The 14,283-nt window shown below is 56.3% G+C and carries 12 protein-coding genes; 5 read left to right on the forward strand and 7 right to left on the reverse strand.

Features of this window, described 5'->3' with window-relative positions; all coding sequences use genetic code 11:
* Positions 1 to 128 precede the first annotated feature (128 nt).
* The 3 genes from GTQ55_RS08800 (at position 129) to GTQ55_RS08810 (ending at position 3,171) form a co-directional block, all read left to right on the forward strand.
* The gene (locus GTQ55_RS08800; protein ID WP_161858396.1) at positions 129 to 398 is read left to right on the forward strand and encodes an acetyltransferase; all 270 of its coding nucleotides are present in this window, start codon (positions 129 to 131) and stop codon (positions 396 to 398) included.
* 304 nt (positions 399 to 702) lie between these two features.
* Complete coding sequence (locus GTQ55_RS08805; RefSeq protein WP_161858397.1) at positions 703 to 909, forward strand: DUF2788 domain-containing protein; 207 nt, start codon at positions 703 to 705, stop codon at positions 907 to 909.
* Between the two features lie 57 nt (positions 910 to 966).
* Entirely contained in the window at positions 967 to 3,171 is a 2,205-nt protein-coding gene (locus GTQ55_RS08810) for a hybrid sensor histidine kinase/response regulator (protein WP_161858398.1), read from the forward strand.
* Between the two features lie 48 nt (positions 3,172 to 3,219).
* On the opposite strand, the gene GTQ55_RS08815 is transcribed toward GTQ55_RS08810, so the two are convergent.
* The 7 genes from GTQ55_RS08815 to GTQ55_RS08845 form a co-directional block, all read right to left on the reverse strand.
* A complete protein-coding gene (locus GTQ55_RS08815; protein WP_183946540.1) occupies positions 3,220 to 3,372 on the reverse strand; it encodes a hypothetical protein in 153 nt (50 codons plus the stop codon).
* A 7-nt stretch (positions 3,373 to 3,379) separates the two neighbouring features.
* Entirely contained in the window at positions 3,380 to 4,402 is a 1,023-nt protein-coding gene (gene arsB, locus GTQ55_RS08820) for an ACR3 family arsenite efflux transporter (protein WP_161858399.1), read from the reverse strand.
* A gap of 2 nt (positions 4,403 to 4,404) precedes the next feature.
* Entirely contained in the window at positions 4,405 to 4,881 is a 477-nt protein-coding gene (locus tag GTQ55_RS08825; RefSeq protein ID WP_161858400.1) for an arsenate reductase ArsC, read from the reverse strand.
* 40 nt (positions 4,882 to 4,921) lie between these two features.
* Positions 4,922 to 5,266: a metalloregulator ArsR/SmtB family transcription factor gene (locus GTQ55_RS08830; protein ID WP_161858401.1), complete on the reverse strand. Its 345-nt coding sequence runs from the start codon at positions 5,264 to 5,266 to the stop codon at positions 4,922 to 4,924.
* A gap of 190 nt (positions 5,267 to 5,456) precedes the next feature.
* Positions 5,457 to 6,272 (reverse strand): exodeoxyribonuclease III, encoded by an 816-nt coding sequence (gene xthA / locus GTQ55_RS08835; protein WP_161858402.1) that lies wholly within the window; start codon positions 6,270 to 6,272, stop codon positions 5,457 to 5,459.
* Between the two features lie 119 nt (positions 6,273 to 6,391).
* Entirely contained in the window at positions 6,392 to 8,494 is a 2,103-nt protein-coding gene (locus tag GTQ55_RS08840) for a carboxy terminal-processing peptidase (RefSeq protein ID WP_161858403.1), read from the reverse strand.
* A gap of 387 nt (positions 8,495 to 8,881) precedes the next feature.
* Complete coding sequence (locus tag GTQ55_RS08845) at positions 8,882 to 9,511, reverse strand: TetR family transcriptional regulator (protein WP_161858404.1); 630 nt, start codon at positions 9,509 to 9,511, stop codon at positions 8,882 to 8,884.
* 334 nt (positions 9,512 to 9,845) lie between these two features.
* Between GTQ55_RS08845 and GTQ55_RS08850 the strand changes: the two genes are divergently transcribed.
* Together GTQ55_RS08850 and GTQ55_RS08855 are read left to right on the forward strand one after the other, a co-directional pair.
* Positions 9,846 to 11,069, forward strand: coding sequence for an efflux RND transporter periplasmic adaptor subunit (locus GTQ55_RS08850; protein ID WP_161858405.1), 1,224 nt, complete (start codon positions 9,846 to 9,848; stop codon positions 11,067 to 11,069).
* 5 nt (positions 11,070 to 11,074) lie between these two features.
* Positions 11,075 to 14,257 (forward strand): efflux RND transporter permease subunit, encoded by a 3,183-nt coding sequence (locus GTQ55_RS08855; protein ID WP_161858406.1) that lies wholly within the window; start codon positions 11,075 to 11,077, stop codon positions 14,255 to 14,257.
* Positions 14,258 to 14,283 lie beyond the last annotated feature (26 nt).

The raw sequence follows: 14,283 nt of genomic DNA on the forward strand, positions 1-14,283 counted from the left end.
GAACTATTTTAAGGTTGGTTATTTAATATTCCGGTCAGGATCTGGCCGGACGAACCGTAAATCCAGGCATGGGTGGCGTTATTTTCTCCCTATACTTGAAGTCATTGAGAAGAAACAGGGGCTGTACCATGCTGCTTCGCGACGCCGGAAGTAAACACCTGATTGATGTAGCTGATATCGTTACACTCGCAAATCCCTATGAACTGACAGTTGTCGGGCGCTACCTCTGGGGAGAAGAGGTTCAGGATCCCGAGGTGTTTGACAAGTCTCAGCTGCAGTTTTTGTCTGGCGAATCACTACCCCGGTGCTGGCACGACAGCCGATACCGTGACCGCGAAGTACGAAGGATCAAATGCGGCACCCGCGTTGATGACAGCGATTATTATCAGGGTGCCTGAGCGACCGTTTTCCGGGCCAGCGAGCCGACCCTACTGAATTGGCTAATTGGCCTACCTGGCCCGCGCGGCTTGCCTGCGCGGACTCCCGTCCCGGTGGCCGATCAGCGGTTCACATTCGGTCTTCCTGCGAATGAACGACAATCTCGGCCGCTAATTCGTGGTTTCGTACCAATAGCTCCTATACAATACGCGCCAATTTTTCGCCGGAAGACCGAGATCAGGGCAACTAGGCCCTCTGCCAGAAAACCGCTCTGGCGCACTGGTCCGAAGTAACTCCGGAAAGCTGTAGCGGAAGATATGTGCCATGAGCTTTGAGTTATTTGAAGAGTACTCCCTGATCCTTGGAATCGGTGGCCTGATTCTGTTCATGATGTTTATCGTGTGGAACCTGGCCAAAGAGTCGAAGGCGGGCCGCTTTGGTACTTTCATTCTGTTTACCGCCCTTGGCCTGGGTTTGCTGGGCTTCGTGGTGAAAACTGTGCTGGTTGAAGTCATGGGGTTGGGCCAGTAAGGCCTCAGCCGCTCCTTCCCCCAATTCGGACACAGGGAGCGTTCGCCGGAATTTTATATGCCGTTATTTGATCATCCCGAACTCAAGGTCCAGAAGGACCGCCGGGTGTGCCGAAGCACTGATACCCGGATTGCGAAATACTCGCGCCGGGGTATGTTGTTCAGCCTCGTGGCTTTCGCCATCGCGGTCGCCATTGGCGAACTCCGCACTACGTCGCCCAAACTGGTATTGGTACTGGCTATTGGGCTGGTGCTGGTGACGCTGATTCGGGCGTACTACGTTTTCCGGTTTGAGCACCTCTATGCGACCGGCCCAAAGCGGTGGCGACACCGATACTTTCTGGCATCGACCCTCGGTGCCATCTGGTGGGGCGTTGTTCTTTACAGTCACGTCTTTTTGCTGGGTTTTTCTCCCGCCACGCAGTTCCTCTGGCTCTACACGGTCGTGTTCTGTGCGAGTGTCGCTTCGGTATTCTCGCCTTATCACCGGTTCCTCACCTGGTTCCTCGCCGGCTCCCTGGTGCCAGCCGCGCTGCAGGGTTTCCTCGCCTCCGATATCCTCGGCGCAATATACGGCGCACTGACACTGGCGTTTGTCTGGCTTATGGCCCATCAGGCTCGGCGCGAATCGGAAAACTACTGGGACAGGGTTGCAGCGATGCAGGCTCTGCAACAGAAAGCCAGTAATCTGGCTGCAGCACGCAAACATTCGGAAGCTGCGGTTGAGGTGACCAACGAGTTCCTCGCCAATGTGGGGCAGGAATTCCGTAGCCAGCTGTCTGATTCACTGGGTGCCCTCGCCCTGCTGGAAGGGGACCGGCTCTCTGACCGCCAGCGCGAGTGGGTGCGACTGGCAAAAAACTCGAGTAATCAGCAGCTGAAACTCGTGGACAACGTAGGGATGTTTACGCGTGTCGCGCGCAAGGACATTCACCTGCGCCGCGCACCATTTAACCTTGTGCGCACCATGGAGAAAGCCTTCAAATTTGCCGCGCGCGCAGCCCAGCGCCAGCGTCTCGAGTTCAATTTTCAGATCAGTGAGGATCTGCCGGTCATGGTGACGGGCGATAACCGTAAAACCGCGCAGTTGATCCGCAACCTGGTGGACTCCGCAACCGTGATCGCCCAGAGCGGCGAGTTGTGGGGCGAGGCAAGTTTTGAACAGCTCAGTTCCGAAGAAGGGCAGCTGAATCTCAAGCTGGTCGACAGCGGCGGTGGGGAGATCCTGCCGGATGAATCCGAACTGTTCGGCGCTTTCTCTCGTATGGACACCACTCAGGTTACCACCGGGCTCGGGTTGAACATTGCCAAGGGCCTGGCGGAAGCAATGGGTGGCTACCTGCAACTCCATTCCTCTGCCGATGGAAATCGCTATCAAGCGGTCATCAAATTCGCCATTGAGCCAAATCAGCGCATCTATCTTCAGCCAGACCGCAGGCTGCAGGATACCGATGTACTGCTGCTGCATCAGAAGGGGCTATTCGTGGCCGGCATTGTTCAGATGCTCGAGTCCTTCGGTATGGATGTCACCAGCAAACACTGGGACGACGGCAGCACGGAACCGATGGATCAGTTGCTGCAGGCGATGGACCGCGGTCAACTGGTCGTGCTGGCGCCGGCAATGGGGGATACCAACATGTTGAGCGGTGTGACTCAAGTGATCGCATCCTCGGGAGCAGCAGCGAAAAAGTTCCCGCTCCTGTGCCTGGGTGGTTACGGTCACAAACTGGAGTTCGCCCCACTTGCCGCCGCAGAGCCGGAATCTCAATACCTGGCCCGTCCCGTGACCCGCAAAGAGTTTCATGATGCGGTTGTACTGCGCCTGTTTGGCGGAATTAAAAAAAGCAGTCGCCGGGTGGTATGCACGAATGCCGACGTCAATCGCAAGCGAAAACTGCTGTTGATCGAAGAATCCCGTCAGCACCAGGGTGTCACCGAAGAAATGCTACAGACACTTGGCTATCAGGTTGAAGTCGTTGCAGCGGTCGAAGATGCACTCTCGCGGCTTCCCGATAACAACTATGACCTTGTGCTGGTGGATTGCCAGCAGAACACCACGCACAGTGCCGAAATCATTGAGCAGTTACGTCACTGGGAGAGTGAATATTCTCCCGATGATCGGCTGCCGATTGTGGCCCTGACCAGCACCACAGAAGAGCAGTTTGAGGGGCGCTGCCTGGCGGCCGGCATGGATGATTTCCTCACCAAGCCACTGAGCAAAGACAGTCTGGCGGAAACGCTGGAGCGGTGGCTGGGAGAGTAAAAAGAAAGGGGCGGCATGCGCTTACGCTGCCGCCAGCAGACTTTCGGTTTACATAGAGCGCTGATCAATACGCTTGCTGAATTCCTCACTGGTCTCTTTACGCTCTGAATAGCGATCCGTAAAGAAATCGCGCTTGTCTTTTAGCAGCAGCGTAAACTTCATCAATTCCACATCTATGTTGGGCGTGTAATCAGTAGTCATGCTGCTCTCAGTTTCCCGCAAACCAGTGGCGAGTACGGTTGGCAAAAGCAACGAGCGACAGCATCACAGGGACCTCTACCAGCACGCCGACCACCGTAGCGAGTGCGGCACCCGAGTGCAGCCCGAACAGGGAGATCGCCACGGCCACCGCAAGCTCAAAGAAATTGGACGTGCCGATCATGCAGGCCGGTGCTGCGATGTTATGAGGCAGTTTCATGCTGCGCGCTGCCGCATAACTGATCGCGAAAATACCGTAGGTCTGGATCAGCAAGGGGATGGCGATCAGGCCGATCGCTAGCGGGTTTTCAATAATTGTCTGTGCCTGAAATCCAAACAAAAGTACCACTGTGGCCAGCAGCCCGCCGATGGAAAGCGGTTTAACCTTTGCCAGAAAGCGGTTCAGGCGGCTGTGGTCCTCGGTCGAATCCAGCGCACGGCGGGTGAGAACACCCGCAATAAGCGGCAATAAAACATAAAGAATCACAGACAGCAGTAGTGTGTCCCAGGGTACGGTGATATCACTGACACCCAGGAGCAGGGCGGCGATCGGGGCGAAGGCGAAGATCATGATGACGTCGTTCACCGATACCTGCACAAGTGTGTAATTGGCATCTCCCCGGGTGAGCTGGCTCCACACAAAAACCATTGCGGTGCAGGGTGCGACGCCCAGCAAAATCATACCGGCGATATATTCCTGCGCGGTCTGCGGGTCGACCAGGTCTGCAAAAATAACCCGGAAGAACAGCCAGCCAAGGGCTGCCATGGTAAAGGGCTTTATCAACCAGTTAACAACCAGTGTGAGAGCGAGCCCCTTGGGTTTGTCGCCGACATGCCGGATCGAGGAAAAATCTACCTGCACCATCATCGGGTAGATCATCAGCCAGATAAATACCGCCACCGGCAAATTCACATGGGCCATTTCAACGGATGCAATGAACTGGAATGCCTCTGGGGCAAGATTGCCGAGCAGCAGGCCAGCAATGATGCAAAGCCCGACCCATAGGGATAGATAGCGTTCGAATATACCCACAATCACACTTCCTCTGAGGCCAGTTCGTTCATCAGCGCTAACAGAGCACTGCCATGTTCACGATCCACTTGCGCTTCAAGCATACGCTCCACGCGGTCTTTGATGACGCGAATTGTTTGTTGAAACGCCCTGGCGTTTTCTTCGTCACTACCTTCCAGCTTTGAAGGGTCAGACAGACCCCAATGCATCTTGAAGGAATCGCCCAACCAGATCGGGCAGGCTTCGGCGGCAGCGCTGTCGCAGACGGTAATCACTACATCCGGTACCCAGCCTTCAAGATCGTCCCAGGATTTACTGTGCAATCCCTCCGTGGAAATACCGTGTGCGTCCAGGTATTTCAGTGACAACGGGTGAACAGCGCCGGAGGGCTGACTGCCGGCGCTCCGCGCTTCCAGTCGCCCCTCGCCAAACGCGTTGGTAATCGCCTCACTGAGGATGCTGCGACAGCGGTTATGGGTGCAGATATAAAGGATTTTCATGGTTTTCCTTGCACAGGTCCGTTCTGGTGTTGCGATTGCATCAGCTGCACTTGCCATTGCGCGGGGGGCGCGCTTGCATTCGAGCGAGGGCATTGGTGTTCTCAGTCATAAATGCCGGGTTAGCGGTGAGCGTCGTGTCGAGTACCTGCTTTGCCCATTTAGGAAGCGACGGGTTGAGACTGTAAAAGACCCACTGTCCCTGGCGACGATCACTGAGTAACTCGTGTTGGCGCAACTGCGCCAGATGGCGCGAGATCTTTGGCTGGCTCTGGTTGAGCGCTTCCATGAGCTCACACACGCAGAGTTCACCTTCACGGGCGATAAGCAGCAGGCTGCGCAACCGGGTGTCATCGGCGAGGCATTTGTAGAAGTCCAGTGGATTCACAGTTTCGCTCCATTTGATCCGCCGCGGAGAATATATTAAAAAAGGAATATATGAAATACCGAATGTGTCGAGCTGCATGTGACGCCACGCGTCGACTCATTCAGCGAGTAATTACGGAGAAGTGGAAGTTTAAGGGAAGAGAAAGGCGGAGCGGTGCTCCGCCTCTGCAGTACGCAAGTGGCCCGCGGGATCAGATATCGAATTCAGCCCATACCGGTGCGTGGTCGGAAGGGCGCTCCATACCGCGGATATCGTAGTCAATCCCGGTCGCTACGCATTTATCCGCCAGGCATTGCGAGGCCAGGATCAGGTCGATACGCAGGCCGCGGCGCGGCTCCCGGTCAAATCCCCGGCTGCGATAATCAAACCAGCTAAACAGATCGTCGGTCTCCGGGTTCTGGGCGCGGAAGGTATCGATCAGCCCCCAGTTGTGGATCTTTTCCAGCCACTCGCGCTCTTCGGGTAGAAAGCTGCACTTGCCGTCACGGAGCCAGCGTTTGCGGTTGGCTTCGCCAATACCGATATCCAGGTCCGTCGGGGAGATGTTCATATCGCCAATGACCAGGACCGGTGCTTTGCTATCGCACTCCTGGTTCAGGTAGGCATCCAGATCGGCGTAGTATTTCTGCTTGGCTGGGAATTTGGTGGGATGCTCGCGGTTTTCGCCCTGAGGGAAATATCCATTGAGCACGGTGAGCGGCTGGTCTCCTCCGATATCAAATTGGCCGGCAACAAGGCGGCGCTGCGCATCCTCGGCATCGGTAGGAAAGCCGTATTGCTTTTTGACAAACGGGTAACGGGAGAGGAGGGCAACACCGTAATGGGTCTTCTGGCCGAAGTAGATCACTTCATAGCCCAGGTCGCGAATCACATCGACCGGGAAGTCCTCATCGGTAACTTTGGTTTCCTGCAGCCCAATGATATCGGGAGAGTGGCTCTCCACCAGTGCTTCCATCTGGTGCAGTCGCGCACGGATACTGTTGACGTTAAAGGATACTACTTTCATTTGCTCTCCCCAGAAGTCAAAAAACCGAAGCCCGTTATTCGCGAGAATACCGGGCTCGGTTTTCAATCGTTATATGGCCGGTTGCGTGTCCGGCCTTGTGATTACATCAGCGCAGGCAGTTAGTCGAAGTTGGCGACCTGCGGTGAGCTAGCGTGCTTTTTTAGGCCGATAAAGTCCGCCATGATGTAGCCCGCTTCATTCAGTACTGGATCATCTTCCAGTGTGATTTCCACCGGGCCACCAACGGGCTCAACGTCTTCAGACTCACTTTTTTCCATCGCTTCGAAGCTTTCGTAAGGTTCCAGGCCTTTTGCCTTGCGGCGCTGGTTTTCCATCGCGAGCAATTCCTGGTTCATCTGTTCCCGTTCCTGTATACGGGTTTCTTCATTCAGCGACACGGTCTTTCTGTTGGCCCGCTCAGTCTGGTAGTCAAACTGAGACCGCAGGTAAACAAAGTCCGGGTCGACCTCGGTACGCTTGTTGTGTTTGCGGGCAAGGTCGGGGACCATTTCCTTGAGGTTGAAATACTTCGCGTGGCGCACAGCGTGAATGCGATCCCAGGGCAGGGCGGTGTCGTACGCGCTTTCTCCCACGCTGTCACTGTCGATCAGTTGCGGCATGCTGATGTCCGGCGAGACACCGGCGTGCTGCGTGCTGTCACCTGACACCCGGTAGAACTTGGACTGGGTAATCTTCAGCTGTCCTTCCTTGAGAGGCGCCATGGTTTGAACCGTGCCCTTACCAAAAGACTGGTTACCCACGACCAGACCGCGGTTGTAGTCCTGAATCGCACCGGCAAAAATCTCGGAGGCGGACGCGGAGAGGCGGTTGATGAGCACGACCAGCGGGCCGCGATACATGGCGCGGGAGCGGGAGCGGTTGTGGCGAGAAATCTGCTCGTTGGCATGACGGATCTGAACCACCGGTCCCTGATCGATAAACAGGTCGGTGAGCATGGTGGCTTCCTGCAAGGAGCCGCCGCCATTGTTGCGCAAATCCAGGACTATACCGTCCACGCCTTCCTTCTGTAACTCGTCCAGCAGGCGGGCCACATCGCGGGTGGTGCTCTTGTAGTTCGGGTCGCGGCGTCGGTAGGCCTCGAAGTCGATATAGAAGGTGGGCAGGTTGATGACGCCAACCTTGTAATTCTGCTCGCCATCGGAAAACTCAAAGACAGCCTTCTTGGCCGCCTGGTCCTCAAGCTTTACCTTGCTGCGCTTGATGGTGATGGTGCGATGGGAACCGTCGCCACCGGTAGGGATGGTTTCAAGGCGCACGAAAGTGCCGGCAGAACCGCGAATCAGATCGACCACATCATCCAGACGCCAGCCAACGACATCTACCATTTCGCCTTCTTTATCCTGGCCTACCGCCACGATCTTGTCGTTCGGCTTGATCTTGCTGGTGCGGTCGGCAGGGCCGCCGGCCACCAGGCGAGCAACCTTGGTGTATTCATCTTCCATCTGCAGTACCGCACCGATACCTTCCAACGAGAGCGACATGCTCATGTTGAAGTTCTCGAGCGAGCGGGGAGAGAGGTAATTGCTGTGCGGGTCATACAGGCGGGTGAGCGAATTCATGTACAGTTCGAACACGTCGTCTGAGTTCTGCTGACCAAGACGCTTGAGCTGTCCCTTGTAACGGCGCTTGAGAAGATCCGCGATCTCTTCATCGCTTTTATCTGTCAGGCGCAGATTCAGCACACTGGACTTGAGGCGCTTGCGCCACAGATCATCTGCCGCGCTGATGGACTGCGGCCATTCGCTTTTCTCGCGGTCCAACTCCAGTGACTCATCCTTGGTGAAGTCGAACTTGGGCAGGCCGTTGTCCAGCTGGGACAGTATGTCGTTGAGACGGTCCGACACCCGCATGCGGTAGCGGTTGTAGATCTCGAATCCCCGGTCAACATTGCCAGCCTTCAGGTCGTCGTCCAGCTTGGTACGCCACTGACGGAATTCATTGATGTCCGACGACAAGAAGTAACTTCTGGTGGGGTCGAGGCTGTCGATGTATTCATCCCACAGCCCGGTGGACATTTCATCCCCCACCTTGAGTTTGTTGTAGTGCAGCATTTCAAGCTTGCTGACGATCTCGCGGGCAGTACCGCCCTGGTCTTCATGCGGCTTGAGTTCTTCGACTTCTGCGAGGGAAACTGGCGAGATGATAACCAGAAGGGAAAAGGAAAGGCCGGAAATCAGTGCGGCTATTCGATTGCTAAGCATAAGGAGTCTCTTTATACGTCCTACATCAAGGCGTCCCACTGTCATTATGAACCGGACGCGGTCTTCCGGAGCAGTGGCGACTTATAGCTTAGGACAAGTATAAAGGCTGAAAGCTCCGAAAGGCATGTATTGCTTCATTAACGAGGCGAAAGGTGTCTCAATTGCGCTGGTCTCCGGGATGCTTTTCCCGTCAGCTGTTCCACCAGAGCCTCTAATTGCTCTAAATACATCGCCCTGCAAATATCAGACTGCCCAAAAAAGGGTCTCAGATCAAAAAAGCGGCAAAATGAGCCTGAAATACGCCCAATCGACTGCCCCTGGACCGGCAAGTCACCCCAAATGGTGCGAGTAGCTCCGGAGTTCCACCATCAGGGCCACCATAGCCCCTTATTTACGCAGGTGCAGGGAAGACTGCAGCATCTCCAACATTGCGAGAATCTGCTTCTCGCCGACTTCGACGAGATCGTATGCCTTGGGGTTCATCAGCCAGTCCTGCAACAGGCCCAGAACGCCGGCGTGCAGAATCGGCACCGCCATCTCGATATTCAGGTCTGCCGGCAACTGACCGGCCTCGACAGCCGCGGTCACCAAATTTCTCAGGCGCATGGTGCCTTCGTCGTGTCCGTCAGAACAACGCTGGTGGATCTCACCATTCTCCGCGACCCACTCACAACGCAACAGGATGATCGAGAAGATTCGTCGCCACTGTTCGTTGATCATGACCTCGCGATACATGAACAGCCAGCGATTTTGCAGCTCTCCAAGCGGGTCCTTGCAGCTATCCAGTGGCGCCTGGCACAGGGATTCATCCGGCAATCGAATACGGTCTGCCAGGGCGCTGAACAGATCCGCCTTGTTCTGGAAGTGACCGTAAACCGCACCGCGAGTCACACCCGCGAGCTCCGCGATTTCGGTGAGTGAAGGGCGCGAGACACCCCGGCGATCGAACACGTCGATTGCCGCATCAAGTATGCGTTCACGTGTTTCCAGCGCATCTTCTTTTCTGCGTTTGGCCATGAAATGGATCCTGGACTCTCTATCGCTCGCCATTGACTGACAGGGCAACCTGAGTACCGCGTCAGCTATTCCGTACTGCAGTCTAGTTCATATTCATGCATGAATAAATAGTTGATATTCATTCATGCATGTATTTAAAATGCGACCATCCGCCAGATTAGTCACGTAAGTCTGCTGGCGACGATTCTTTCTTGATCGGGTATTTCAGTCAGCCCGTCATGTTTTTTCAGGCATCGTCATCCCGGAGTTCCGGGTGCGATGCCTTTTGTTTACGGATTCACTCATCTGCCGCGCCCGTAAACGGCGCCGGCATGGATGCAATTTCGAGGTTTTCATGTTGCACAAGAACAAGACATTGATCTCCGGCAGCTTGCTGTTGGCCGTGGTCCTGTTGTCCGCCTGTGGTGAGAAGCAACAGGCCATGCAGGGACAGACACCACAGGTGACTGTCGTCACCCTGGCCAGCGAGCCCGTGACTCTGACCCGGCAGTTGCCTGGTCGCACCAGTCCCTCCAAGGTCGCTGAAGTACGCCCCCAGGTGGATGGTTTGGTGAAAGAGCAGCTGTTCAAGGAGGGGGGCATGGTGGAAGCCGGGTCGCCTCTCTATCAGCTGGATGCCGCCCGTTATCAGGCGGATTACGACGGCGCAAAGGCCTCCCTTGAGCGCGCCGAGGCAACATTGAACGTTACCCGTTTGAAAGCGAGTCGCACCAAAGACCTGGTAAAGAGCGGAGCAGTGAGCAAGCAGGACAACGACACCGCAATAGCCTCACTGCATCAGGCGAAGGCGGATGTAGCTGCTGCCAAGGCCGCTGTGGCGCGCAGCAAGGTAATGCTGGAGTTTGCGCGTATCCGAGCGCCGATCAGCGGTCGCATTGGAATCTCATCAGTAACCCAGGGAGCGCTGGTAACGGCCAACCAGAGCAGCGCGCTGGCCACCGTACAACAGCTGGATCCGATCTATGTCGATCTTACCCAGTCGGTCAGCGAGCTATTGAACCTCAGGCAATCGGTGGCTTCAGGCGATCTGAAACGCGCAGACAACCTGCCGGTGACCATCCTGCTGGAGGACGGAAGCCAATACCCACACGCTGGCAGACTCGAATTCTCTGAGGTAAGTGTGGATCCGACCACCGGCAGCGTGCGTTTGCGTGTTGTGGTCCCCAATCCTGACCACCTCCTGCTTCCGGGAATGTATGTACGTGCCGCGGTGGGGAGTGGCCAGCGTGACGACGCGATTCTGGTGCCACAGCAAGGCATCGCCCGTGACCCCAAAGGCAACACGACCGCCATGGTAGTGGGGGAGGGAAATACCGTTGAGTTACGCCCTGTCAGGGTTTCCCAGACGGTAGGCTCCAACTGGCTGGTTGAAAGTGGCCTCAAGGTCGGTGACCGCGTGATTGTGGAAGGGTTGCAGAAGATCCGTCCGGGCGCGGTTGTGAGCCCCGGAGAGGCGGAAGCACCGGCACCGGTCGACCTGCCGGCACCGAGCCTTAGTACGGCAGGCCATGAAGCGTCGGGCGCCAGAGAGCGAGCCAGCAACGCGGACAAGGGGTAACAGCGATGGCAGGTTTCTTTATTGATCGCCCAATTTTTGCCTGGGTGATGGCCATGGTGGTCATGCTCTTCGGTGGCCTCGCGATCACAAAATTACCCGTAGAGCGCTACCCGGACATCGCACCACCGGTGGTTTCCATCTCGGCAGCCTATCCGGGCGCCTCGGCGAAAGTGATCGAAGACACTGTGACTCAGGTGATCGAGCAGAATATGAAAGGCCTCGATGGCCTGATCTACATGTCTGCCACGAGTGAGTCTATCGGCACCGTGGGTATCACCCTGACATTTGCCAATGGGACAGATCCGGATATCGCCCAGGTTCAGGTGCAGAACAAGCTACAGCTGGCGATGCCGCTGTTACCGGAAGAAGTGCAGCGGCAGGGGATTACGGTGGGCAAGGGCCGTTCCGGATTCCTGCTGGTCGCGGGTTTTGTATCCACCGACGGCAGCATGGAGAAAGCGGATATTGCCGACTTCGTGGTGTCAAATGTGGTCGACCCACTTAGCCGTGTGCCGGGCGTGGGCAGTATTCAGGTGTTCGGGTCAAAATATGCCATGCGTATCTGGCTCGATCCAAACAAGCTCGATGCCTACCAGTTAAGCCCCACCGATATCATCGCCGCAGTCAGGAACCAGAACCAGCAAGTGGCAATCGGTAGCCTTGGTGGAACACCGGCGGTTGAAGGCCAGCAGCTTACGGCAAGCATTACCGCCCAGAGCCGAATGCAGACTCCAGAAGAGTTCCGCAACGTCGTGGTGCGTGCGAATACCGATGGTTCCGTGCTGACGCTCGGTGATGTGGCCCGTGTAGAACTGGGGGCGGAAAGCTATGGCAACATTACCCGTTATAACCGTGCGCCGGCGACCGGTGTGGCCATCTCACTTGCGACCGGCGCCAACGCGCTGGATACCGCCGAAGCGGTAAAAGCCAAGCTGGGCGAGCTGACTCCTTACTTTCCTGCCGGTCTCAAATTCGTGATTCCCTTCGATACCACACCATTTGTAAAAGTGTCGATCGAGGGCGTCCTGCAGACATTGGTAGAAGCGGTTGTACTGGTGTTCCTGGTGATGCTGCTGTTTTTGCAGAACATCCGCGCCACGATTATTCCGACGATTGCGGTTCCGGTGGTTTTGCTGGGCACCTTTGGTGTTCTTTCACTGATGGGCTTTTCCGTCAACATGTTGACCATGTTCGCCATGGTCCTGGCCATCGGCCTGCTGGTGGATGACGCTATTGTGGTGGTGGAAAATGTCGAAAGGGTGATGCGAGAGGAAAACCTCTCGCCCAGGGAAGCCACCAAGAAGTCCATGAAACAGATCACCGGCGCCCTTGTCGGAATCGGCGTGGTACTGTCCGCGGTATTCGTGCCCATGGCGTTTATGGATGGTGCCACTGGCGTGATATATCGTCAGTTTTCCGCGACGATTGTCGCTGCCATGACCTTTTCCGTGCTGGTGGCCATCGTGCTGACACCGGCACTCTGCGCGACCATGCTGAAACCGGGCACACACGCCACCCAAACCGGTTTTTTTGGCTGGTTTAACCGCACGTTTGATCGCGGTGCCAAGTCCTACCAGCGCGGCGTGCGTGGCATTCTGGCCCGCAACGGCCGGTTTATGCTGATCTTTGCGCTGCTCGCGGGTGTGATGGTGTTCCTGTTCGTGCGCTCACCCAGCTCGTTCCTGCCGGAAGAAGATCAGGGTGTGTTGTTCTCACTGATCCAGACCCCTGTGGGGGCAACGCAGGAGCGCACCATGGAGTCCGTGCACAAGGTAGAAGACCACTTCCTCAACAACGAGAGCAGCGTGGTTGAGTCCGTGTTCTCAGTACAGGGATTCAGCTTTGCGGGTAGTGGCCAGAACAATGCCATGGCCTTTATCAAGCTGAAGGATTGGGATGAACGGGAAGAAGACACTGAGCAGGCGCAGTCTGTCGCCATGCGCGGTATGGGTGCGCTGAGTCGGATAAAGGACGCGATCGCCTATGCGTTTTCCCCGCCGGCACTGCCGGAGCTCGGCACCTCCGCCGGTTTCGCCATGTACCTCAAGGACAACGCCAACCAGGGGCATGAGGCCCTGATCGCGGCACGCAATCAATTGCTTGGGATGGCCGCACAGAGTCCGCTGCTTACCGGTGTTCGCCCCAACGGCCAGGAGGACACGCCGCAGTTCCGCCTGAAAGTAAATAATGCCAAGGCCTCGGCACTGGGAGTTTCGATCGGTGATATCAACAGCACCCTCGGCGTTGCCTGGGGTGGGCAGTACATCGATGACTTTATTGATCGCGGGCGGATCAAACGTGTGTACATGCAGGCGGATGCGCCGTATCGGATGAACCCGGAAGACTTCCGGCTCTGGTCTGTACGCAACAACATTGGCGAGATGGTGCCGGTGTCTTCCTTCGCTACCTTCGACTGGGAATATGGCTCCCCGCGACTGGAACGCTACAACGGGGTTCCCGCGGTACAAATCCAGGGGCAGGGCGCTGCGCGTGTAAGTTCCGGAGAGGCGATGGCGGAAATGGAACGATTGGTCGGCCAGTTGCCGGAAGGTTTCGGGCTCGAATGGACAGCTCTTTCCTATCAGGAACAGCAGGCCGGGTCGCAGACCACACTATTGTATGCCCTGTCGATCCTGATCGTATTCCTGTGCCTGGCTGCACTGTATGAAAGCTGGACGGTACCCACCGCGGTATTGCTCGTTGCACCGCTGGGTATTCTGGGCGCTGTGATTGCAAGCAATCTGCGCGGCTTTGACCGGGACATCTATTTTCAGGTGGCGATGCTTACCACTGTGGGGCTCACCAGTAAAAACGCGATTCTGATTGTGGAGTTTGCCAAGCAGAATCTCGAGGCGGGAATGGAGCTGATCGAGGCAACCATGCACGCGGTACGTGACCGCCTGCGCCCGATCATCATGACGTCGCTGGCATTCGGTCTTGGTGTCTTGCCGCTGGCACTTGCCACGGGCGCTGGTTCCGGTGCGCAGCAGGCTATCGGCACCGGTGTTCTCGGTGGCATGCTGGTGGGAACGCTACTGGGTATTTTCTTTATCCCGCTGTTCTTCGTAGTGATTCAAAAGCTGTTTGGTGGTCACAATGCTGCGGAACCTGACAGCCGCTTTACCGATTCACTTTCGCTTGCGAAAAGCAGTGAACCCCAGCGGGAACCCTCTACAGATCCCGCATAGTCAGTCGACGATCTTGTAAACCTTGG

It is taken from the genome of Microbulbifer hydrolyticus (assembly GCF_009931115.1).
Taxonomy (GTDB): Bacteria; Pseudomonadota; Gammaproteobacteria; order Pseudomonadales; family Cellvibrionaceae; genus Microbulbifer; species Microbulbifer hydrolyticus.